Annotated in this window: 17 protein-coding genes, 1 tRNA gene and 1 pseudogene; 6 read left to right on the top strand and 13 right to left on the bottom strand. The window is 72.5% G+C overall.

Annotated elements, in window-relative coordinates; all coding sequences use genetic code 11:
* Positions 1 to 15 precede the first annotated feature (15 nt).
* Complete coding sequence (locus FYW95_RS26105) at positions 16 to 1,095, top strand: isocitrate/isopropylmalate dehydrogenase family protein (protein ID WP_159942585.1); 1,080 nt, start codon at positions 16 to 18, stop codon at positions 1,093 to 1,095.
* A gap of 169 nt (positions 1,096 to 1,264) precedes the next feature.
* A complete protein-coding gene (locus FYW95_RS26110; RefSeq protein WP_201295050.1) occupies positions 1,265 to 2,044 on the top strand; it encodes a FadR/GntR family transcriptional regulator in 780 nt (259 codons plus the stop codon).
* A gap of 15 nt (positions 2,045 to 2,059) precedes the next feature.
* Here FYW95_RS26110 and otnC read toward each other — a convergent pair whose 3' ends face one another.
* The 3 genes from otnC to FYW95_RS28680 all read right to left on the bottom strand — a co-directional run bounded on the left by otnC (position 2,060) and on the right by FYW95_RS28680 (position 4,477).
* Complete coding sequence (gene otnC, locus FYW95_RS26115; protein ID WP_160050960.1) at positions 2,060 to 2,686, bottom strand: 3-oxo-tetronate 4-phosphate decarboxylase; 627 nt, start codon at positions 2,684 to 2,686, stop codon at positions 2,060 to 2,062.
* Positions 2,687 to 2,688: 2 nt separating this feature from the next.
* Positions 2,689 to 3,942 (bottom strand): 3-oxo-tetronate kinase, encoded by a 1,254-nt coding sequence (otnK, locus tag FYW95_RS26120; RefSeq protein WP_159942583.1) that lies wholly within the window; start codon positions 3,940 to 3,942, stop codon positions 2,689 to 2,691.
* Between the two features lie 412 nt (positions 3,943 to 4,354).
* Positions 4,355 to 4,477 carry a hypothetical protein gene (locus FYW95_RS28680; RefSeq protein ID WP_255459389.1) on the bottom strand — a complete coding sequence of 41 codons (123 nt, stop codon included), beginning with the start codon at positions 4,475 to 4,477 and terminating at the stop codon, positions 4,355 to 4,357.
* Positions 4,478 to 4,678: 201 nt separating this feature from the next.
* On the opposite strand from FYW95_RS28680, the gene FYW95_RS26125 reads away from it, so the two are divergent.
* Complete coding sequence (locus FYW95_RS26125; protein WP_159942582.1) at positions 4,679 to 6,094, top strand: sensor histidine kinase; 1,416 nt, start codon at positions 4,679 to 4,681, stop codon at positions 6,092 to 6,094.
* Between the two features lie 242 nt (positions 6,095 to 6,336).
* On the opposite strand, the gene FYW95_RS26130 is transcribed toward FYW95_RS26125, so the two are convergent.
* The 3 genes from FYW95_RS26130 to FYW95_RS26140 all read right to left on the bottom strand — a co-directional run bounded on the left by FYW95_RS26130 (position 6,337) and on the right by FYW95_RS26140 (position 10,004).
* Positions 6,337 to 8,781, bottom strand: a complete 2,445-nt coding sequence (locus tag FYW95_RS26130) for an FtsX-like permease family protein (RefSeq protein WP_159942581.1) — start codon at positions 8,779 to 8,781, stop codon at positions 6,337 to 6,339.
* Positions 8,781 to 9,530: an ABC transporter ATP-binding protein gene (locus FYW95_RS26135; protein WP_236567787.1), complete on the bottom strand. Its 750-nt coding sequence runs from the start codon at positions 9,528 to 9,530 to the stop codon at positions 8,781 to 8,783. The genes FYW95_RS26130 and FYW95_RS26135 overlap by 1 nt, the downstream gene beginning before the upstream one ends.
* Positions 9,531 to 9,761: 231 nt before the next feature.
* Entirely contained in the window at positions 9,762 to 10,004 is a 243-nt protein-coding gene (locus FYW95_RS26140) for a hypothetical protein (RefSeq protein ID WP_201295051.1), read from the bottom strand.
* 500 nt (positions 10,005 to 10,504) lie between these two features.
* Between FYW95_RS26140 and FYW95_RS29020 the strand changes: the two are divergent.
* Positions 10,505 to 10,860 (top strand): annotated as a pseudogene (locus tag FYW95_RS29020) (pectate lyase); the annotation flags it as partial.
* A 183-nt stretch (positions 10,861 to 11,043) separates the two neighbouring features.
* Positions 11,044 to 12,009 carry a right-handed parallel beta-helix repeat-containing protein gene (locus FYW95_RS29025; RefSeq protein WP_370463250.1) on the top strand — a complete coding sequence of 322 codons (966 nt, stop codon included), beginning with the start codon at positions 11,044 to 11,046 and terminating at the stop codon, positions 12,007 to 12,009.
* A 361-nt stretch (positions 12,010 to 12,370) separates the two neighbouring features.
* Here the strand turns inward: FYW95_RS29025 and FYW95_RS26155 are convergent.
* The 5 genes from FYW95_RS26155 to FYW95_RS26175 form a co-directional block, all read right to left on the bottom strand.
* A tRNA-Arg gene (locus tag FYW95_RS26155) sits at positions 12,371 to 12,446 on the bottom strand.
* A gap of 166 nt (positions 12,447 to 12,612) precedes the next feature.
* The gene (locus FYW95_RS26160; RefSeq protein ID WP_159941570.1) at positions 12,613 to 13,530 is read right to left on the bottom strand and encodes a glycoside hydrolase family 16 protein; all 918 of its coding nucleotides are present in this window, start codon (positions 13,528 to 13,530) and stop codon (positions 12,613 to 12,615) included.
* A gap of 12 nt (positions 13,531 to 13,542) precedes the next feature.
* Positions 13,543 to 14,724 (bottom strand): glycoside hydrolase family 64 protein, encoded by a 1,182-nt coding sequence (locus tag FYW95_RS26165; protein WP_160050957.1) that lies wholly within the window; start codon positions 14,722 to 14,724, stop codon positions 13,543 to 13,545.
* Between the two features lie 144 nt (positions 14,725 to 14,868).
* Positions 14,869 to 16,005 (bottom strand): hypothetical protein, encoded by a 1,137-nt coding sequence (locus FYW95_RS26170; protein WP_159941572.1) that lies wholly within the window; start codon positions 16,003 to 16,005, stop codon positions 14,869 to 14,871.
* A gap of 119 nt (positions 16,006 to 16,124) precedes the next feature.
* Positions 16,125 to 17,381 carry an aspartate aminotransferase family protein gene (locus FYW95_RS26175; protein ID WP_159941573.1) on the bottom strand — a complete coding sequence of 419 codons (1,257 nt, stop codon included), beginning with the start codon at positions 17,379 to 17,381 and terminating at the stop codon, positions 16,125 to 16,127.
* 147 nt (positions 17,382 to 17,528) lie between these two features.
* Between FYW95_RS26175 and FYW95_RS26180 the strand changes: the two genes are divergently transcribed.
* Positions 17,529 to 18,992, top strand: coding sequence for an NAD-dependent succinate-semialdehyde dehydrogenase (locus tag FYW95_RS26180; RefSeq protein ID WP_159941574.1), 1,464 nt, complete (start codon positions 17,529 to 17,531; stop codon positions 18,990 to 18,992).
* Between the two features lie 19 nt (positions 18,993 to 19,011).
* Here the strand turns inward: FYW95_RS26180 and FYW95_RS26185 are convergent, their stop codons facing one another.
* Both FYW95_RS26185 and FYW95_RS26190 read right to left on the bottom strand, forming a co-directional pair.
* Entirely contained in the window at positions 19,012 to 19,695 is a 684-nt protein-coding gene (locus FYW95_RS26185) for a GntR family transcriptional regulator (RefSeq protein ID WP_160050958.1), read from the bottom strand.
* A gap of 47 nt (positions 19,696 to 19,742) precedes the next feature.
* The gene (locus FYW95_RS26190) at positions 19,743 to 20,495 is read right to left on the bottom strand and encodes a maleate cis-trans isomerase family protein (RefSeq protein ID WP_159941576.1); all 753 of its coding nucleotides are present in this window, start codon (positions 20,493 to 20,495) and stop codon (positions 19,743 to 19,745) included.
* Positions 20,496 to 20,623: the final 128 nt, after the last annotated feature.

The following is a 20,623-nucleotide window of genomic DNA, read 5'->3' on the forward strand; positions in this document are numbered from 1 at the left end:
AGGAGCACCACGCACATGTCCACCAACCGCAGCTACGTCCTGGGACTGCTGGAAGGCGACGGCATCGGTCCGGAGATCGTCCCGGCCGCCGTCGGCGTCGTCGACGCGGCCCTGGCCTCGGTCGGCGCCGCACCCGCCGACTGGCGCCCCCTGCCCATGGGGCACTCGGCCATCGCCGAACACGGTTCCCCGATCCCCGACAGCACGCTGGAGGGCCTCGCCTCCACCGACGGCTGGCTCATGGGACCGCACGACAGCGCCGCCTACCCCGAGCCCTGGCGGTCGCGGCTCAACCCCAGCGGTACCGTGCGCAAGCACTTCCAGCTCTTCGCCAACATCCGCCCCTCCAAGAGCTTCCCCGGGTCGGGCGCCATCGCCGAGGGCGCCGACCTGGTCATCGTCCGCGAGAACACCCAGGGCTTCTACGCCGACCGCAACACCTTCCGCGGTACCGGTGAGTACATGCCCACGCCGGACGTGGCCATCGCCTCGGGCGTGTTCACCCGCGAGGCGATCGAGCGCAACGCCCGCGTCGCCTTCGAACTGGCCGAGGCCCGGGGAAAGCACGTCACGATCGTCCACAAGGCCAACGTGCTCCAGCTGACCACCGGCCTGTTCCGCGACGTGTGCCGCGAGGTCGCCGCCGACCACCCCGGGGTGCGCGTCGACGACTTCCACATCGACGCCATGACCGTGCACCTGGTGCGCCGGGCCAGGGACTTCGACGTGATCGTCACCGAGAACATGTTCGGCGACATCCTCTCCGACCTGGCCGGTGAGCTGTGCGGGTCGCTGGGCGTGGCCCCCTCGCTCAACGCCTCCGCCGACCGCGCCATGGCCCAGGCCTCCCACGGCTCAGCCCCCGACATCGCCGGGCAGGGCCGGGCCAACCCCACGGCGATGATCCTCTCGGCCGCCATGCTCCTGGAGTGGTTGGCCGGGCGGCACGGCGACGACGCCCTCGCCCGGGCCGCGAAGGCGGTCGACGCCGCCATCGCCGCCGTCATCGCCGACGGCGTCACCACTCCCGACATGGGCGGAACGGCGTCCACCGGGGAGTTCGGCGAGGCCATCGCAGCCCGGCTCCGGGCGTGAACCCGGCCGCGGTGGCGCCGGCGCGGTTCGACGCGCCGGCGCCACCGCGCGCGGCCGGTCCGGCCACCGTGCCCGCCGGACGAGCGGTAAACCGGTGACCGGTCGGCGTCCCTATACTGAGGCCCTGGATTCGCAGGGAATTCCGACAACGGCGATGGAGCGCAGCCCCGTGGTGAATGGCCTTTCCAAGATCGACGTCACCCCGCGCGAGCCCCTGGCCGCGGAGGTCGCGCGACAGCTGCTGGACTACCTGATGTCGGGCCAGGTCCAGGTCGGCGAGCGCATACCCTCCGAACGCCAGCTCACCGAACTCATGGGGGTCAACCGGCCCGCCGTGCGCGAGGCGATCAAGTCCCTGGGGATGATGGGCGTCGTGGAGGTGCGCCCCGGCAGCGGCACCTACTTCCGGGGCTCCGACATCGACTCCCTGTACCGCGTCTTCGAGTGGGGCCTGGTACTGGGCGAGAAGCGCATCATGGAACTCATGGAGGCCCGGGCCCACCTGGAGGAACTGGTGGCCGGGCTGGCCGCGCGCAACCGCTCGGAGGAGGACGTCGCCCTGCTGCGCGAGCGCCTGCACGCCATGCGCGACAGCGACGAGCACGGCTTCGCCGACGCCGACGTGGCCTTCCACCTCGCCATCGCCGACGCGGGCGGCAACACGGTGCTGCGCGACATGCTCCGCGGCCTGCGCACCGTCATGCACAGCTGGACCGGGCGCAACGTCGCCAAGCTGTCGCACATGAGGACCGCCTACGCCGACCACGTGCCCATCTTCGAGGCCATCGAGAACCAGGACGAGGAGGCGGCCAGCGCGGCCATGGCTGCGCACATGCGCAACGCCGCGCGCCGCCTGCTGGGCACCGTCGACCCCGAGGTGGCCCACAAGCTCACCGCCGAGAACAGGGGCGGGCTCACCGGGGCGGGGGAGCCGCCCGCCCCGGCCTGATCCGCGGGCTCCCCGCTACCCGGAGAGCCTCGCCGCCTCCTCGTCCGTGAGGGGGCGGGTGCGGTGTCCGTGCAGCAGCAGGTACAGCTTCGCCGTCTCCTCGATCTCCTCGGCGGCGTCCGCCGCGGCCTCCAGGGTCGCGCCCGCCACCACCGGCCCGTGGTTGGCCAGCAGCAGCGCGTGGTGTTCGGCCGCGGCGGCCTCGGCCAGCGGCTCCAGGGCCGGGTCGCCCGGGGCGTGGTACGGGAGCAGCGGCATGCGCCCCACCCGCATCGCGTAGTAGGCGGTCAGGGGCGGGAGCGCCGCCCTCGCGTCGAGCCCGTCCAGGCACGAGACGGCCGCGGCGTGGGTGCTGTGCAGGTGCACCACCGCGCGGGCCGACGGCCGTGCCCGGTACATCGCCGCGTGCAGGAACGCCTCCTTCGTCGCCCGGGGGCCGCTGATGTGCTCCCCCCGCAGGGAGACCTCCGCCAGGGCGTCGGGTTCCAGGTCGCCCAGCCGCGAGCCCGTCGGCGTGCTCAGGATCGAGTCGCCGATGCGCACACTCAGGTTTCCGGTGCTTCCGGCGGTCAGACCGCGGGCGAACAGGGAACGCCCCATGCGGACCAGCGCGATGCGCAGCTCCCGCTCCTCCCTCTCCATGCTCACGCCTCCTCCAGGGAACGGGTGAACAGTTCGGGGTCGCCGAAGTTGCCCGACTTCAGCAGCAGCGCGAGCCCGGGGTGCTCGTGCGGGAACACCCAGCACACGCCGGGGGCCACCTCGTCACCGACCTCGACGCCGCGCACCGACAGCGCGCCCACGGCCGCCCCCGACGTCTCCCCGCCGGCCACGACCAGGCGCCGCACACCCCGCCCGACGAGGTGGCGGGCGAGACGGCCCATGGCGTCCTCCACCAGGGAGGCGCCCTCCCGGACGCCGAGTTCGTCCTGTACCGCGCGCAGCTCCTCGGGCGGGGCCGACGAGTAGACCAGTACCGGTCCGGAGTCCAGGTGCGCGTCGACCCAGTCCAGGGCCTCCTCGACGGCACCGCCCCGGGCCAGGCCGCGCGGGTCGAGGCGGTGGGCGGGCATACGGGTGCGCGCGTGCTCGATCTGGCGCAGCGTCATGGCCGAGCAGCTGCCCGCCAGCACGGCGGCGGGGCCGGAGGGCCGCGACGGCGCGGGGGCGGAGTGCCTCCCCGCCTCCTCGGCCAGCAGCCCTCCGAGGCCCCCGGTGAGCCCGGCGGCTCCGGTCAGCAGCGGCAGATGGGCACCGCCCCGGGCGATGACCTCCAGGTCGGTCTCGTCGACGGCGTCGACCACGGCGTGGCGCACCCCCGCCTCCGCGAGGCCGTCGAGCGCCTCGCGGACGGCCCGGGCCCCCCGGCGCACGGTCGCGTGGTCCACGCGACCGACCTCGTGGCGGGTCTGGGGGCGCAGGAGCCGGGTCAGGTCGGAGTCGCGCATCGGGGTGAGGGGGTGGTCGCGCATGGGGGACTCGTCCAGGGGCAGGTCGCCGACGAAGAGGCGGCCCCGGTAGACGGTCCGCCCGTTGGCGGGGGAGGCGGGGCACACCACGGTGACGGGGGCTCCGGTCGCCTCCAGCAGGGCGTCGGCGACCGGGCCGATGTTGCCCCGCGGGGTGGAGTCGAAGGTCGAGCAGTACTTGAGGTAGATCCGGCCGACGCCCGCCGCGCGCAGCCACGCGTGGGCGCCGAGGGACTGCCCGACGGCGTCGGACACGGGGATCGTGCGCGACTTGAGGGCGATGACCACCGCGTCGCCCTCCGGGGCCCGGGCCTCCGGTCCGGGTACGCCGAAGTACAGGGCCACGGACAGTCCGGAACGGCGTAGCGCGCTGGCCACGTCCGTCGCGCCGGTGTAGTCGTCGGCGATGCATCCCAAGAGCGGTGGCATGGGTGGCGTCACGGTCCCTTCTGCGGAGAGGCGGCCGGCTCGCGGTGCGAGGCGTCCGGCCGCATACGAGGTCTACTGGTCCACCAGGTACCGGTAAACCGGTGAACCAATCATGAAGCCCGGGTGCGGCCCCGTCAACCCCGCCTCGTGCGGGTGCCGGGCGCTCGCCCTCCTCCGTCCCGGCCGCGGTCCGGCGTCCGTACACCCGACGGGGTGCGCGGAACGGTCCCGCGGAGGGACGACGCCACGGGATCCCGTCGCGCACCCCGGCTTCGGCGGCGACCCGGACGGTAGGCACTCGCGGGTCCCCGCCCCGCGGGCAGCGCCGAAGACGGGGGAACGATCCCGGGCAAGCCCCATGACCCAGACTGGCCGACCAGGAACGTGCTGATGAGCGCCGAGACGATGATCGTCAGGCTCGTGGCGGCCCCGACGGCGGCGGCCCCGCCCGGCTGCGCCGTTCGGGGCGGATGGAGTCCGGCAGCAGCACCTCGGTGATCGGCTTGAAGCTGACGGTGAACGCCTGTGCCCGCAACGCCGTCCTCGTGGGGCTCCCGGAACAGACACGGGTGTTCTCACAGGACGAGCGCAGTGCCCGCCTCCTGGAACACATCTCGGCCGGCGGCCGGACGGTTTCCGGGACGGGCGTCGGAGCGCCCGGCGGCCTCCGGGGGTACGGCCGATCCCTGACTTCCGTCAGATGACGGGGCGGCGGCGGAGCGTTACCTTCCGAGGTATGCGCACCCTTCGGGCCGCGATCTCGCCCGGGAACACGGCACTGGCCGGTGCCGTCCTCGTATCGCTGCTGGCCCTGTCCTGGCCTCCCCTGCTCCTCCTCCTGCCGCTTCCCGCGCTGCTCGCGGGACGCCTGTCCGCCGACCCGCGTCCCGCCGTCGCCGTGTACGCGACGGGAGTGGTGGCGGGCGCGGGATGGCTCCTGTGGTCCGGTCAGCCTCCGGGGCTGTGGATCACCAGCGGTGCGCTGGTGCTCTTCGCGGTACCGCTGCCCTGGCTGGTGGGCCTGTACCTGCGCAGTGCCGCGGCCCTGGAGGAGGCCGGCTGGGACCGCGCCCGGATCCTCGAGAGCGAGGCCAGGCTCGTCGCCGAGCGGACCCGCATGCGGGAGCGCTCTCGCATCGCGGGGGACCTCCACGACGCCGTGGGCCACGAACTCAGCCTCCTGTCACTGCGTGCGGGCTCCCTGGAGATGGCGGGCGACCTCTCCGACCACCGGCGTTCGCAAGCCGCCGAGCTCCGGGAGGCGGCGGCCCGTGCGGCCGACCGGCTGGCGGAGGCCATCGGGGTCCTGCGGGTCGACGGGGAGGCGGCTCCGCTGCGACCGGCGGACGAAAGCGTCGCCGACCTGGTGAGACGCTCCAAGGAGTCGGGGATGGACGTGAGCCTGAACCAGACGGGTGACGTGCGGGGGCTGCCCGTGCTGGTGGACCGGGCCGTGTACCGGGTGGTCCAGGAGGCTCTGACCAACGCCGCCAGGCACGCACCGGGGGCGAGCATGCGGGTCTCGGTCGGGACGGCGGCCGACGAGGTGGTGGTCCGGGTTCTCGGATCCGCTTCTAGGAAGGGGTTCCCCCGGGCCCATGCGGCGAGCGGCGGAACCGGACTCGTCAGCCTCCGCGAGCGGGTCCGACTCGTGGGCGGCACGTTCGACGCCGGACCGGACGGGCCCGGGTGGTCGGTGTCGGCTCGCCTGCCCCTCCGGGGGACACCGCACCCCGGAGCCGTGGAAGCGGACCGCGAGGGCGCGGAACCGCCCCGCCTGGACGTCCACAGACGGGCCCGCAGGCGCACGGCCTGGGCGATCGGCCTGATCGTGGGGACACCCGTGGCCGCGGCTCTCGCTGGTTACGGCCTGGTCCTCGCGCTCACCGCGCACCAGGCCGCGACCGCCACCCTGGAGCCCGAGGTCTTCGAACGGCTGCGGCCCGGTCAGGACCGAACCGAGGTGGAGGCGCTCCTGCCCGAGGCGCGACTCCACGAGGGGCTGCTCGGCCGTGATCCGGCCGAGGGGCGGCAGGGCCCGGAATGCGCTCTGTACAGATCGAGCTCAGGGGTCTTCGACGGTGAGTACGCCCGTTACCGGTTGTGCTTCGACTCCGGGACACTGGTCTCGGCCGAGACGCTGACGTGGTGAGGAGAGGGTCGCCGACCGGGAGGCCCGCCGGTGGACGGCGAGGCGGTGATCCGTGCGGGGGCGCGCCCGGTCCCCGGGAACGGCCCGGACGTCCGGGCGGCATCGCCGGGACCGCGCCGCCCCGCCGGGGCCGGTGCCCGGACAGGGGATCCGTGTGTACGGCCGGGCCGGTCGCCTCGGTCCCGCCCCGGAGGGCCCCGGGCGAGGGTGCCGCCGGAGGACCTCCGGCGGCACCGTGTCGGTCAGTCACCGCTCAGGCCCTCGGCCGGGGCGATCCGGGCGGCCCGCCGGGCGGGGAACAGGGTCGCGGCCAATCCGATGACCAGCGCGGCCACGAGTACGAGCGCCAGTTGGGACCAGGGGACGGCCACCACGAGGGGCGCGGTTTCCCCGATGACCGCGTTCACCCCCACCAGACCGTAGGGAACGCCCGCCACGAGCCCCAGTAGGGCGCCCAGGAAGGCGATGACCGTGGCCTCGACCGCGAGTGTGCCCCTCAACCCGGCCCTGGTGAGCCCCAGCGCCCGCAACAGGGCCAGTTCGCGCGTCCTCTCCAGGACCGACAGGCTCAGGGTGTTCGCCACCCCGAGACCGGAGATGAGGACGGTGACCAGGAGCATCGCCAGGGACAGGTTGACCAGGACGTCGAGGACCTCGGTCAGATCCCCCCGTTCGCTGAGGGCCCCGTTGAGGGAGATCCCGGGGTCCGCTCCCGCGATCCGGCTCATCCGCTCGGCCAGGGCGTCGTTGTCGGCGCCCTCCGCGGCTATGCCCCACACGAGGCCCCGCTCGTCGCCGGGGACCAGGGAGTCCAGGACGCCCTCCCGTACGACCGGGCTCGGGGTGCCCGAAGCGGTGGCGAGCGCGGACACGTACACGGCGAAGCGGTGGCGTTCGCCGTCGACGGTGAGGTCGACCGCGTCCCCGGACTCGGCTCCGAGCGCGCCCAACTGGTCTCCGGACACCAGCATGACCGGGTTCCCGGCACCGTCCTCGGCCAGGACCCCGCCGCCCGCGGCACGCGCCAGCTCGGGGGAGACCCCCACCACGGTGGTCTCTCCCAGGCCTTCGATGACCACCCGTGCCGTGCGCGGGGCTTCCACGAGGTCCAGTTCCTCGATGTCGCGGACCATGTCCACGGTGTCGGGGGAGACCGATCCGCTGTCCACCCGCGCGCTCACGTCCACGGGGAAGCGCTCGCCCAGGTCGCCGTCGATGGTGGCCCGCCCGGTGCTCGCGGCCGTGGCGAGGGCGGCGATCAGTCCGAGCCCCAGCACCAGGGTGAGCGTGGCGGTGGCCGCTCTGCCGGTGTCGCGCCGGAGACTGGCCCCCGCCAGTGCCGGGATCCCTCCCCGGTGCCGGAGCAGGCGGTCGGCGACACCGATGAGCAGGGAGATCGCGTAGCGAAGGAACAGGAGCAGGCCGATCGCGCCGAGGAAGCCCCCCGCGATCGCCGCGGGCAGGTTCTCCGCCAGCATCCCGGCCGCCATCGACACCGCACCGAGCACGGCCAGGCCCAGCCCCACGGCGTGGACGGGCCGGAAGCGGACATCGCTTCGCGGGGAGGCCGACCTCAGTGCTTCGACCGGTGCGGTCGACGCCGCGTCGCGGGCGGGGAACCACGCGGCGCACAGGGTCGTGACCACACCCGTCAGGAGGGCCCCGACCAGGGCGGGGACGCTCACATGCAGGCCGTCCCCGGTCAGCCCCATCAGGGAGGCGCCCGCGTACCCCGCGCCCACGCCCGCGGCCACACCGGTCAGCGAACCGACGGAGCCGACGATCAGCGCCTCGGTGAGGACCAGGTTCCGCACCTGGGACCGGTCCGCCCCCACCAGTCTCAGCAGCGCGGTGTCGCGCCGCCGTTGGGAGAGCAGGATGGCGAAGGTGTTGGCGATGACGAGCCCGGCCGCCAGCAGGGCGATGAGGGCGAACACGAGCAGGATCATCTCCAGCTGCTGGGAGCCGCCGGCGAACCGGTCCGCGGCCAGGTCGGCCTGCTCCTCGGCCGTCATGGGGTACAGGTCGCCGGGAAGCGTCGCGTCCAGCTCCTCCACCACCGCCTCGGGGGACGTCCCCTCGGCGATCCGGGCCGTGACGCTCAGCGGGCTCTCTCCGGTGAAGAAGTCCTCGGACGCGTAGAACTGGTACTGGACCCCGGTCAGCGGCCGGAACCCGATGTCGGCCGCACCGACCACGGTCACCTCGGTCTCCCCGTCGTCGCCGGAGAGGAGGCGCACGGTGTCACCCACCGCGAGCCCCGAGGACTCCAGGGTCGGGGCGTCGGCCACCACCTCGTCGGAGTCAGCGGGCCACTCGCCTTCGACCAGCTCGAACCACCGCAGCCGCGGATGGTCCGAGACGCTGTAGACGTTGGTGGTGGCGCGGATGTCGTCGGTGACGAGCTGGACGGTACTCGCGTGGATGGGGGCCGTGGCCGTGACGTCGGGGTGCTCCGCGACCGACGCGGGCCAGCCCGCACCGGGGTCGGGGGCCCGCGGGTCGCGGTCCACGACCACGTCGGCCGCCGCGAGCGGGGCCGCCGCGACCACGCGCAGCCCGGCGGCGGAGGTGGCCGCGAACACCGCGGTGGCCGCCAGGAAGAGCGTGCCGAGCACGATCGCCGACAGGACCGCGGCCAGCCGGGCGGGGTGGGCGAGGATCTGCGCCCAGGCGTAGCCGAGCATCAGCCCTCCGCCCGTGCCATGGCGGCCAGCACCTCACGGGTGGTCGGCCGCTCGATGGTGCCGTGGAGCGCCCCGTCGGACAGCAGCAGCACCCGGTCGGCGTACGTCGCGGCGACGGGGTCGTGGGTGACCATCACGATGGTCTGCCGCAGCCGGGTGCTCGCATCCCTCAGCCGACCGAGGAGTTCCCGGCTGGCGGAGACGTCCAGCGCACCGGTCGGCTCGTCGGCGAACACCACCGCCGGCCTGGTCACCAGGGCCCGGGCGACCGCCACGCGCTGCTGCTGGCCCCCGGACATCTCCGAAGGGCGGTGCCCGAGCCGGTCCCGGATGCGCAGGGAGCCCGCGATCTCGTCGAGGAAGGCTCCGTCCGGGCGCCGCCCGGACAGCGTGAGGGGGAGCAGGATGTTCTGCTCCGCGGTCAACGCCGGCATCAGGTTGAAGGCCTGGAAGATGAAACCGATGCGTTCGCGCCGCAGCAGGGTCAGCCGCCGGTCGTCCAGTGACGCGAGGTCCGCGCCCTCCACCACCACGCGTCCCGACGTGGGCGTGTCCAGCCCCGCCAACAGGTTCATCAGTGTGGACTTGCCGGAGCCGGAGGGGCCCATGACGGCGACGAACTCCCCGCGGGAGAAACCGAGGTTCACCCCGGCCACGGCGGTGACCGCCGTCTTCCCCTCCCCGAATGTCCTGACGAGATCGACCGCCTCGAGTGCGGAACTCCGCCGCATGACCGCCGGTGTGTCCATGACGCCTCTCCCTTGCTGGGCCTCTCGGGGGCCACGCTAGGAAAACGCGGTGTTCCACGCGCCCGCGTCGGCTCACACAGCCGCCGGGGTGAGCCGGGTTCCGCGGAGTCGGGTGGTCGAATGAACATTCGCGGGTCAGAACCTGTGCGCTGACGTCTCGGCGCCCCGAACCGGCCTTCCCACGGGGGAGGAGCTGGTCAGCCTGTCGGATCGAAGCGGCTCCCCGGCGGCTCACACGGAGACGAGGCGGACCCGCTCGCCGCAGAGCTTGGTCATGTCGTCGATGCCGGAGGTCAACATGACCACGGGACGGTGCTGCCGGAGCGTGGTCTCGGCCACGGCCGCGTCGATGGCGTATTTGTGGCCGTGCAGTCCGGCCCCCGTCAACAGCGCCGAAGCGGCCTTCGCCTCCTCGTCGCCCACAGGGACGGTGCGCAGAGTGGCGGGGGCTTCCGACGGGCACGCGAAGGACATCTCCCTTCTGCACGCACCGGCACTGACCCGTGTGGCTCCGCTGTACGACCTGGCGACGGGGCCGGCCTACGGCGCCCGGAAGGTCGACCGGTCGGAGGCCGTCAAGCACACACCGCCCGTGATGACCAACAGTCACCGACGCCACGAGCACACCCGGGGAGGCGTTCCAATCGGTTGCACGGTTAAAGACGTCCGATCCCTAAGTCGACGTCGGATGCCAATGGATTCGCAGGCCACAGCCATGGAGGAGAGTCAAAATATTTGTCCCTCTTGCAAGCGATTGTATTAACCCCCTTGACATGGAAAGCGCTTTCTCTGCGCTCGGAGGGAACACGTCAACGTGTACCCCCAACAGGAAAAGGTGAGCAGTGAGACGAGCACACACGCGCCGACTCCTGTCGACACTGGCCACCGCAGCCGTGGTGGCGACCGGTCCGTCCCTGCCGATGTCCCCGGCATCGGCGCAGACCGGCGACGCGACGGGTTACGCGACCCAGAGCGATGGGACCAACCTCAGCATCGGGGCCGGCGCCGACGGCTCCAGCAAGGCCAGCGGCACCAGCTACGGGAACGCCGTCGACGGTGACATGGGCACCTACTGGTCGCCGAGCGGTTCGACCGGCCGCATCTCGGTCAAGTGGGGCTCCAACACCACGGTGTCCGCGATCAACATCCGCGAGGCGGCCGGGGCCGGATCGGCTCCTGGCGGGTCGTCGACCACGACACCGGCGCCGTCCTGGCCACCGGCAGCGGAGCGGGTGCCATCACCTTCGCCCCGACGACGCTGCGCAAGGTCAACTTCGAGATCACCAGCTCGAACGGCACACCCCGCGTCGCCGAGTTCGAGACCTACGCCGACTCGCCGCCGGACGACGGGGGCGACACTCCGCCGACGGACGGAGGAGGCGACACCCCGCCGCCTTCGGGCGACGAGTTCTTCGTGGCTCCCAGCGGCAGAGACAGCGCCTCCGGCACCGAGTCCGACCCGACGACGCTCACCTCGGCGATCGACCGGATCGAGCCCGGCGGGACGATCTACATGCGCGGCGGTACCTATGACTTCTCCGGGACGGTTCACATCGAGCCGGGGAACGACGGTCTGCCGAACGACCGCAACGAGCTGTTCGCCCACCCCGGTGAGACTCCCGTGCTGAACTTCTCAGCCCAGAGCGAGGACTCGTCCAACCGGGGACTGGCCATCGGCGGAGACTGGTGGCACATCAACGGCCTCGTCGTCGAGCGCGCCGGCGACAACGGAATCCTGCTGGGCGGTGACAACAACGTCATCGAGCGGGTGACCAGCCGGTACAACCGCGACACCGGGCTGCAACTGTCGCGGTACACCGCCGGGGCTCCCCGGGCGGAGTGGCCCTCGAACAACCTGATCGTCAGCTCGGTCTCGCACGACAACGCCGACTCCGACGGTGAGGACGCAGACGGGTTCGCCCCCAAGCTCACCGTCGGAGAGGGGAACGTCTTCCGCTACACCGTGGCGTACAACAACATCGACGACGGCTACGACCTGTTCACCAAGTCGGACACGGGCCCGATCGGCGCGGTGACCATCGAACACTCGCTGGCGTTCGGCAACGGCTCGCTCTCGGATGGCTCCCAGCACTCGGACGGCGACCGCAACGGGTTCAAGCTCGGCGGTTCGGGCATTGAGGTGGACCACCACATCCACCACACCATCGCCTTCGAGAACGGCAAGCACGGGTTCACCTACAACTCGAACCCCGGCACCATGACGGTCTCGAACAACCTGAGCGTCGGCAACCAGGAACGCAACTTCCAGTTCGACGGCGGCTCCTCGGTGTTCCGCAACAACACCTCGTGTGACAGCGGTTCGACCGACCGGTACAAGGGCGACGCCGATGGCTCGAACCGGTTCCGGGACGGTTCCAACGGTTCCCGGTGCTCCCAGTACTCCGGATCCCTGGACTGGCGCTTCGACTCCAGCGGCCGCCTCGTGGTGACCATCCGCGGCAGCGAGGTCGACCTGTAACCGATCCGGCTGCCGGTACCGGAGCCGACCCGATACCGGCCGGTCCGTCCGAAAGAACCGGGCGGGCCGGCCGGCCGCTGGGCGGGAGGCCGGGCACACGGTCGCCCAGCTCAGCGAGATCGGGGCGGTGTCCGAGCGTGTGCAGCGCCGCGGCCCGCACCACCAACGGCTCCGACAAACGTGATCCACCGTCTGAAACGTTCGGCTCCTGTCGGAACCTCCCGAGGAACCCCGGGTCAGAGCGGGTTCGGTTCGGAGCCGACTTCATTCCCACCCGGTGCCGGGGGTGGCCACAGGGCAAACAGAACGGCCCCGAACCGCGTTTGACGCCGTTCAGGGCCGTTCTGCCACTGTCTCAAGGTGGCGCACTCGGGAGGACTCGAACCCCCAACCTTCTGATCCGTAGTCAGATGCTCTATCCATTGAGCTACGAGTGCAGGCTGTTCATTTGTATGTCGCCCGGTCTCCCTGGCGACGTCTTTGACTCTATCACGGTGCGGGAGGCGCTCCGAACGCTTTTCTCGTGTGAGGACGGTCATGGGAGCCGGCGGCGGCCCCGCGGCCGGGGGAGGCCGGCGGGGCCGCCGCGCTCACCGCGGGAGGTCAGCAGGAGGCGCCGAGGACGACCCCGTCGGCGCGGGAGACGCCCGAGCCGCGCCGCTCCGCCACGCGGCGGCCGACCTCCTCGGGGGCCACGGCCTCGTCCTGCTGGTGGTAGACCCAGTCCACGTCCTGCACATAGGTGCTCGGTCCGCCGGTGTGGCCGCTCATGTCGACGAACCACTGGTTGAAGTTGACGGACATCGGCGAGGACGGGTAGTACCGCCCGCCGTGCTCGGCCACCAGCTCGCCGTCCACGTGGTACCGGACCGCGCCGTCCCGGACCTGCACCACCAGGTCGCGCCAGCCCGCGAGGGACCGGTGCACCGCGTCGTGCGTGTTGTCCGCCTCCCAGGGGTCGCGCTGGTAGGTGCGGTACGAGGTCAGGTACAGCGCCTCGGCGGGGGCTCCCCACCCGGAGTTGGGCAGGTACTCGAAGTCGAGCTCGCTGTATGCCGGGTCGTTGTCGTACTCCAGCGGCCGGATCGTGTAGAAGGTCTGGAGCACGGTGCCGCCGTCCTCGCCCGTGACCGGTTCGTCGGAGAACCTCACCCGGGCCGCGTAGGTGCCCTCGTGGAACTTCTCCTCGCCGAAGGTCAGCTCGGCCTGGCTGGTGCCCTCGGGCGTGCCGTCCGTGGTCGCGCTCAGCCGCAGCAGCGAACCGCCCTCCTCCCGGACGAAGGAGACGTTGTCGGCCTCCCAGGAGGCGCCCGGGACGCCCGGGCCGCCGGGCCAGCCGCGTACGCGCCAGCCGTGGCCGGTCAGTGCCGGGTCCCGCGGGCCGTCGTAGTCGAAGTCGTCGAAGAACACGCCGCACGCGGTGTCGGCGGTGTCGGCGACGGTTCCGGCCTGCGTGGCCGGTGCGCACGCGGCCAGGGGCAGAAGGGTGGCGCAGGCCAGGAGACGCGCTCTGTTTCGCATGGGTTTCTCCGGCTAGAAGGGTGTGAGGGTCACGTGCAGCGACACGGGTGCGTGGTCCTGGACGTAGGACGCGAAGTCGGAGACGTCGTCGAAGGCGAACCCGTAGGCCTTGCCGTCCTCGGTGTTGGCGTGCAGGGCGGCCGCGTACCGGTTGGTGGTCCCGTGGCGGTAGAAGGCCGCGGGGCCAGTGACCGGGTGCTCCGCGCTGTCGAGCAGGGTGGAGCGGTTGAAGGCGGCGCCCAGGATCGCGGCCACCGGGCCGGTGATCCCGTCGTTGGGCGCGTGCAGCGCGCCGTCGCAGAAGAACACGTCGCGGGTGGTGGGCTTGGCGATGGGGGTCACCCCGCCGTCGAAGACCAGGGCGCCCGAGCCGTCCACGCGCCCGGTGAAGGTGCCCGCGTTGGTCGTCACGCGCAGGTCGGTCGTGCTGTAGCGGGCCCAGACCTCGTCGATGTAGGCGTCGTAGAAGTCGGCCCGGAAGAGCCCGGCGTCCAGTCCGTGCCCGGGGGAGATGACGCGCTCGCCGCCCCCGACCACGAGCGGGGAGAAGTCGGGGTCGGCGGAGAGCGCCTCGAACACCGCGTCGCGCCCGCCAGGCCGGAACGTGCCCGTGGTCTGGTCCGCCTCGCCCAGGAGGCGGATGCCCAGGGGCACGCTGAACTGGTCCACCATGCTGGTGTTGCAGTACATGCCGGTGTCGTCGTGGGTGAACTCCACGGTGTCGTGCAGCACCCCGTGGCTGGGGTCGGACTCCACCCACCCGGCCGGGTACTGCAGGGCGGGCCGGCCGTTGCCGTCGGCGACCACCCGGAACCGGAGCTTGCCGCCCAGGGCGAAGTACACGCGCCCCGACATGAAGGGCAGGGAGAGCTCGCTGGCGGAGTCCAGCGGGATCGCGTAGTCGGTGTACCCGTCGTCGGTGTTGTCGGACTCGCTGACCGGGTGCGGCGTGCCGTCGGCGTCCACCCAGCACTGCCGGTCCGTGGTCAGGTCCGTGCCCACGACGTACACGAGGACCTCGTTGTCGGAGAAGGCCCCGGTCTCGTTGGAGACCGTGACCGGGAGCGCTCCCGGATTGGCGGAGGAGGCGAGCTCGGCGTTCCCCGAAGGGGAGGAGCAGCCGGTCGCGGCCAGCAGGGGGCCGCCCACGGCGGCGAGGGAGGCGCCGCCGAGGAACAGTCGTCGGTCGATCATCGGGAGTTCCTCACTGGTATGCGGGAGGGAGGGGCCCCAATGTCGCGGTCACGGAACGGTCACGTCAAGACGTGCGGGCGGACGGGCGGGGGTGACGGGATGTCATTACTGGTAACAAAGTTGCCATGTGGCATAAGTCACTTTTTATCCGAGTGGTGTTCTGTCCACTACGGAAGGTGCGGTCTCCAGGAGGCGCCCCGCCTCCAGTACCCGGTCGGTCAGCTCGCCCCGGGCCTCCCGGACGGCGTGTGCGTTCAGGGCCTCGTCGCGGAGCCGTTCGGCGTTGCCGCCGTCGGAGCCCGCCTGGCTGACGAGGGAGTCGATCCGGCGCTGGCGCTCCTCGGCCCGCTGGACCCGCTCCCACTCCTCGTGGGCGGACAGGGCCTCCTCGACGGCCGCGCCGTAGTCCCGGATCGCCGCCACCCGGGCCTCCACCTCGCGGTACACGGCCTCCTGCCGGTCGCGCTGGCGGTCCAGCACGTCGCGCACCCGGTCGGAGACGGCTTCGAGGGAGTCCGCCCGGTGCTCCTCCCGGATCCGCTGGTACTGGTAGAGGACCGAGGCGATCCGCCACTCCTCGGCGCGCAGGACCGCCAGCGGCTGGGCCGCGTCGAAGGAACCTCCCAACCGCCGGTCCGCCTCCTCGACGGTGTCGACGGCGCCCTGCACGTCGCGCAGCAGGGCGGCGCCGCGTCGGCCGAGGCTCGCCGGCACCAGGTAGCCGCCCGCGTGCGCCGCCGCCAGGCGGTCGTCCCGGGGCCACCACCACCCCGCCCACAGGGCCGCGGCCGCGTACACCGCGCCCGGAACCCACCATCCGAGGGTGAAGGCCCATTCCGGCCCGGTCAGGGCGGGGAACCAGCTCGCCAGGGTCACGGCCGGGAAGGAGAGCGAGAACGCCTTCCACACACGGCGCCCCGCGGCGGAGGCCAGCCACCGCGGCACCAGGCTCCGGGGGCGTACGCGGGTGGCGGCGAACCCGGCGGCGCCCACGACCGAGGAGTGGACCAGGAGCCCGAGGAAGTACAGGGGGACCGACTCCAGGAGCAGGGGACCGCTGGCCAGCGCCCAGACCGCGCTCGACGCGGCGACCGCGGTCCCGGCCGCCGCCATGCGCGTCCGGTTGGGGACCCGGGGCTGCCTCGCCCAGGCCGCCTCCGGACGCAGGAGGCGGGAACTCCTCGCGAGCCTCCTGGCGACGCGGGGCGGCAGTTCGGGGTCGAGCACGGGGCGTGCGCCGCCACCCGCGGTGCTGAGGAACTTCCGTCGGGGTCCTTCCACGGGTACGGCTCCCTCCGCCGGTTCCGTCGCGTTCGAGTCCCCTCTGCCTAACGCACGTTCCCGGCGGACGGTTCTCGGGGGGAGGGAGGGACCGGTCGAGCGGTCCCTCCCCCGACGCCTCAGCCCGCGACGGCCTCCTCCACGGCGGCGGCCCACAGGGACACCGCGCTGTCCACCTGGTCGCCGGTGACGATCAGCGGCGGGATCATCCGCACCACGTTCCCCTCCGGGCCGCAGGTGAGCAGCAGCAGCCCGTGGCGGGCGGCGGCCTGCTGGGCCCGCAGCGCGGCCGCCCCGTCGGGCGTGCCGTCGGCGGCGGTGAACTCGTTGCCGAGCATCAGCCCCCGGCCGCGCACGTCGCCGATCGCCTGGGTGGACTCCGCCACCTTCTCCAGGCCCTGGCGCAGCCGCTCGCCCATGCGCGCGGCGTTCTCCACCAGGCCCTCCTCCCGGATCACGTCCAGCGTGGCCAGCGCGGCGGCGCAGGACACCGCGTTGCCGCCGTAGGTCCCGCCCTGGGAGCCCGGCCAGGCCTTCTCCATGACCGCGGCGGGAGCGGCGATCGCCGACAGCGGGAAGCCGCTGGCCAGCCCCTTGGCGGTGATGACCACGTCCGGGCGCACACCCGACGGCTCGTGCCCCCAGAACGTGCCCGTGCGCCCGAAGCCGGTCTGCACCTCGTCCGCGACGAGCAGGAACCCGTGCCGGTCGGCGCGCTCGCGCAGCCCCTGGAGGAACGCGTCCGGCACCGGCACGTAGCCGCCCTCGCCGAGCACGGGCTCGATGAACACGGCCGCGGTGTCGCGCGGCGAGGTGACCGTGGCGAACTGGTAGTCCAGCTCGCGCAGCGCGTACGCGACAGCGTCGGCCTCCGACATCCCCAGCCGGTAGGCGTACGGGAACGGGGACACCACCACGCCGGGCACCAGCGGGCCGATGCCCGCGCGGATCTTGACCCCGGACGTGGTCAGCGACGCGGCGCCCATGGTCCGTCCGTGGAAGGAGCCCTGGAACACGATCACGTTCTGCCGTCCGGTCGCCTGCCGGGCCAGCCGCAGGGCGGCCTCCACGGCCTCGCTGCCGGAGTTGACGTAGAACAACCGGTCCAGGCCCTCGGGCAGCACCTCCCCGAGCCGCTCGGTGAGGCGCAGCAGCGGCCGGTGCATCACGGTGGTGTACTGCCCGTGGACCAGAGTGGCCACCTGCTCCTGGGCGGCGGCCACCACCCGGGGGTGGCAGTGCCCGGTGCTGGTGACGCCGATGCCGGCGGTGAAGTCGAGATAGCGGCGGTCGTCCTCGTCGTAGATGTAGGCGCCCTCGCCTCGGGCGGCGACGACGGGGGTCGCCTGCTTGAGGATCGGGGAGAGCTCCGCCATGCGATGCCTCGATTCCGTGTTCGGGGTTCCGTAGGATTGTCGACAATCTACGCTGCCTATGGAAGCATCCGTGCCGCGGCGGTGTCCAGTGGGCTCACGTCGGGCAGTTCTGACCACAGGACCAACCTCGACCGGGGAGTAGAGAACATGTCGGATCAGGAAGCACGGATCGTCGCGCAGGTGGACAAGCGCCTGTTCGTCGGCGGTACATGGCGCGACTCCGCCTCCGGTGCCACCTTCGAGGTGGAGGACCCCTCCACCCGGGAGGTGCTCTGCGAGGTCGCGGACGCGGGCAAGGAGGACGCCCTCGACGCCCTGGACGCCGCGCACGGGGCCCAGGCCGACTGGGCGCGGACCGCCCCCCGCGACCGCGGCGAGATCCTCCGCCGCGGCTACGAGCTGCTGATGGAGCGCCAGGAGGAACTGGCGGTCCTGATGACCCTGGAGATGGGCAAGCCCCTGCCGGAGGCCCGGGGCGAGATCGCCTACGCCGCCGAGTTCCTGCGCTGGTTCTCCGAGGAGGCCGTCCGGATCGAGGGACGCTTCTCCGTCTCCCCGGACGGCAAGTCGCGCTTCCTCGTCATGCGCCAGCCGGTCGGCCCCTCCATGCTCATCACCCCCTGGAACTTCCCGATGGCGATGGGCACCCGCAAGATCGGCCCCGCCATCGCAGCCGGGTGCACCATGGTGCTCAAGCCCGCCCACCAGACCCCCCTGTCCGCCCTCGCGCTCGCGGGGGTCATGGCCGAGGCGGGCCTGCCCGAGGGCGTCCTCAGCGTCATCCCCACCACGGACCCGGGGGCGGTCACCGAGCCCCTGCTCAGCGACGGCCGCATCCGCAAGATCTCCTTCACCGGCTCCACCGCCGTGGGCCGCAAGCTCCTCGAGCAGAGCGCGGGCCAGGTCCTGCGCACCTCCATGGAGCTGGGCGGCAACGCGCCCTTCCTGGTCTTCGACGACGCCGACCTGGACGCCGCCGTGGACGGGGCCATGCTCGCCAAGATGCGCAACATCGGCGAGGCCTGCACGGCGGCCAACCGCATCTACGCCCAGGCCGGGATCGCCGAGGAGTTCTCCGAGCGGCTCAGCCGGCGCATGGGCGCCCTGCGCATGGGCCGGGGCCTGGAGGAGGGCGTCCAGGTGGGACCGCTCATCGACGACAAGGCCCGGGACAAGGTGCAGCGCCTGGTGGACGACGCCGTGAACCGGGGCGCCCGGGTCCTGGTCGGCGGCGGCCCCGGCGAGGGGGCGGGCCACTTCTACCAGCCCACCGTGCTCGCCGACGTGCCCTTCGCGGCCGAGCTGTCGAGCACCGAGATCTTCGGCCCGGTGGCCCCGGTGCTGCCCTTCGAGACCGAGGAGGAGGCGCTGCGCGTGGCCAACGACACCGAGTACGGCCTGGTCAGCTACGTCTACACCCGCGATCTCAACCGGGCGCTGCGGGTCAGCGAGGCCCTGGAGACCGGCATGGTCGGCCTCAACCAGGGCGTGGTCTCCAACCCGGCCGCGCCCTTCGGCGGCGTGAAGCACTCCGGCCTGGGCCGCGAGGGCGGCCGTGTGGGCATCGAGGAGTTCCTGGAGACGAAGTACGTGGGGATCGGGGGGATCTGACCGGGAGGGCGCCGGGGCCTCAGGACCCGGCGCCCTCCGCCGGGGCCCCGGCGTTGATCCGTGCGGCCGTCTCCGTCATGTGCGCCTCGATGAGCCGCATGAGCTCCGCCTCGTCCCCGTCCACGATCGCGTCCAGGATGCGGCGGTGCTCGTCCAGGATCTCCCGGGGCTCGGGGTACACGTCCTGCATCGCGTTCAGGCACATGCGGGTCTCCACCAGCAGCGTCTGCGCCATGCGCTCCAGACGGCTGTTGCCCGCGCAGCTCACCAGGGTCCGGTGGAAGGCCTGGTCGGCGTCGCTCATGGCGTCGCGGTCCCGGTCGGCGGCGGCCTCGGCCAGCCGGTCCACGGCCGGGGTCAGGCGCGCCACCGCCTCGCCCCGGTTGCCGCGCATGATCAGCTCGCACGCGGTCCGCTCGACGGCGAGCCGGGCCACGTAGACGTCCCGCACGTCCGCGGCGGTGAGCTCGCGCACGAACAGGCCCCGGTGCCGCTCGCTGCGCAGCAGGCCCTCCTGCACCAGGCGTTGCGTCGCCTCGCGCAGCGGACTGCGGCTGACGCCCAGTTTCCCCGCCAGTTCCGACTCGCCGAGCTGGTCCCCCGGGGCGAGGGAGCCGTGCATGATGGCCGACCTGAGCTGGTCGGCGATCAGCTCGGCGGTGGAGCGACGGGGCACGGGTCTGAGCTGGCCTGGGGCGGACATGGTCGGACTTCCCTTCGGTAGGACGGGGCGTGGGCGTCCCGTCGAGGCTAGCTGGAGGCCAGGGCGCTGCTGACGGCGGCCGAACCCGAGCGGAACAGCGCGCCCGGGCCGGAGTTCCGGCCCGCGGTCACCCCCGCCAGGCGCAGCCCCTCCCACACGCTGACCTGGTTGGCGGTGAGCACGGTCTTGCCGAGCAGCGCTTCCAGGGGCTCGATGAGGTGGGCGCTGTGCAGGGCGGTGTCCGGCACCAGGACGGCCTCCGCCCGCGGGTGGTCGTTGGAGATGACGAAGTCCAGGACGTCGTCGGGGTCGAGCCGGCCGACCTCGGCGGCGGTGGCGATGCCGTGGCTGGCCAGGGACAGGACGGTCACCCCCGCCTCGCCCAGGAACTCCACGAACCGCTGGGCGACGTCGTCGGGGTAGGTGGCCGCGATCGCCACCCGGGACACGCGGAGCTGGGTCAGCGCGTGCACGAAGGCGAACGAGGTGCTCGACGCGGGAGCCCCCGACACCCGGCGCACCCCCTCGACCTGCCTGCGCGCGCCCTCCCAGCCGAACACGAAGCTTCCGCTGGTGCACGCCCACACCGCGGCGTCCACCTCCATCAGGGCCAGTTCCTCGGCGCCCTTGGCGAGCACGTCCTCCCCGCCGACGTCGAGCAGGGCGTCCACACGGTGGGCGTCCTCGCGCATGAGCGTGTGCACCACGGGGAGTTCGACCCCCTCGCCGAGCAGTTCGGCGAAGGCCGTGTAGTCGTCCTGGGCGCTGAAGCCGGGGTAGAGGAATCCGACGCGGGTCATGGCTCCTTACCTTTCTTCATGGGGTTCGTTCCTGACCGTCTGTAGGGTCGGGAGGACCCCAGGAGCGCCAGGTATGGCTGTCATGGCTTTGCCGCTGTCGTGGCTGAAGGAGATTGGCCGCCTGGCGC

The sequence above is a fragment of the Nocardiopsis sp. FR4 genome, from assembly GCF_009830945.1.
Taxonomy (GTDB): Bacteria; Actinomycetota; Actinomycetes; order Streptosporangiales; family Streptosporangiaceae; genus Nocardiopsis.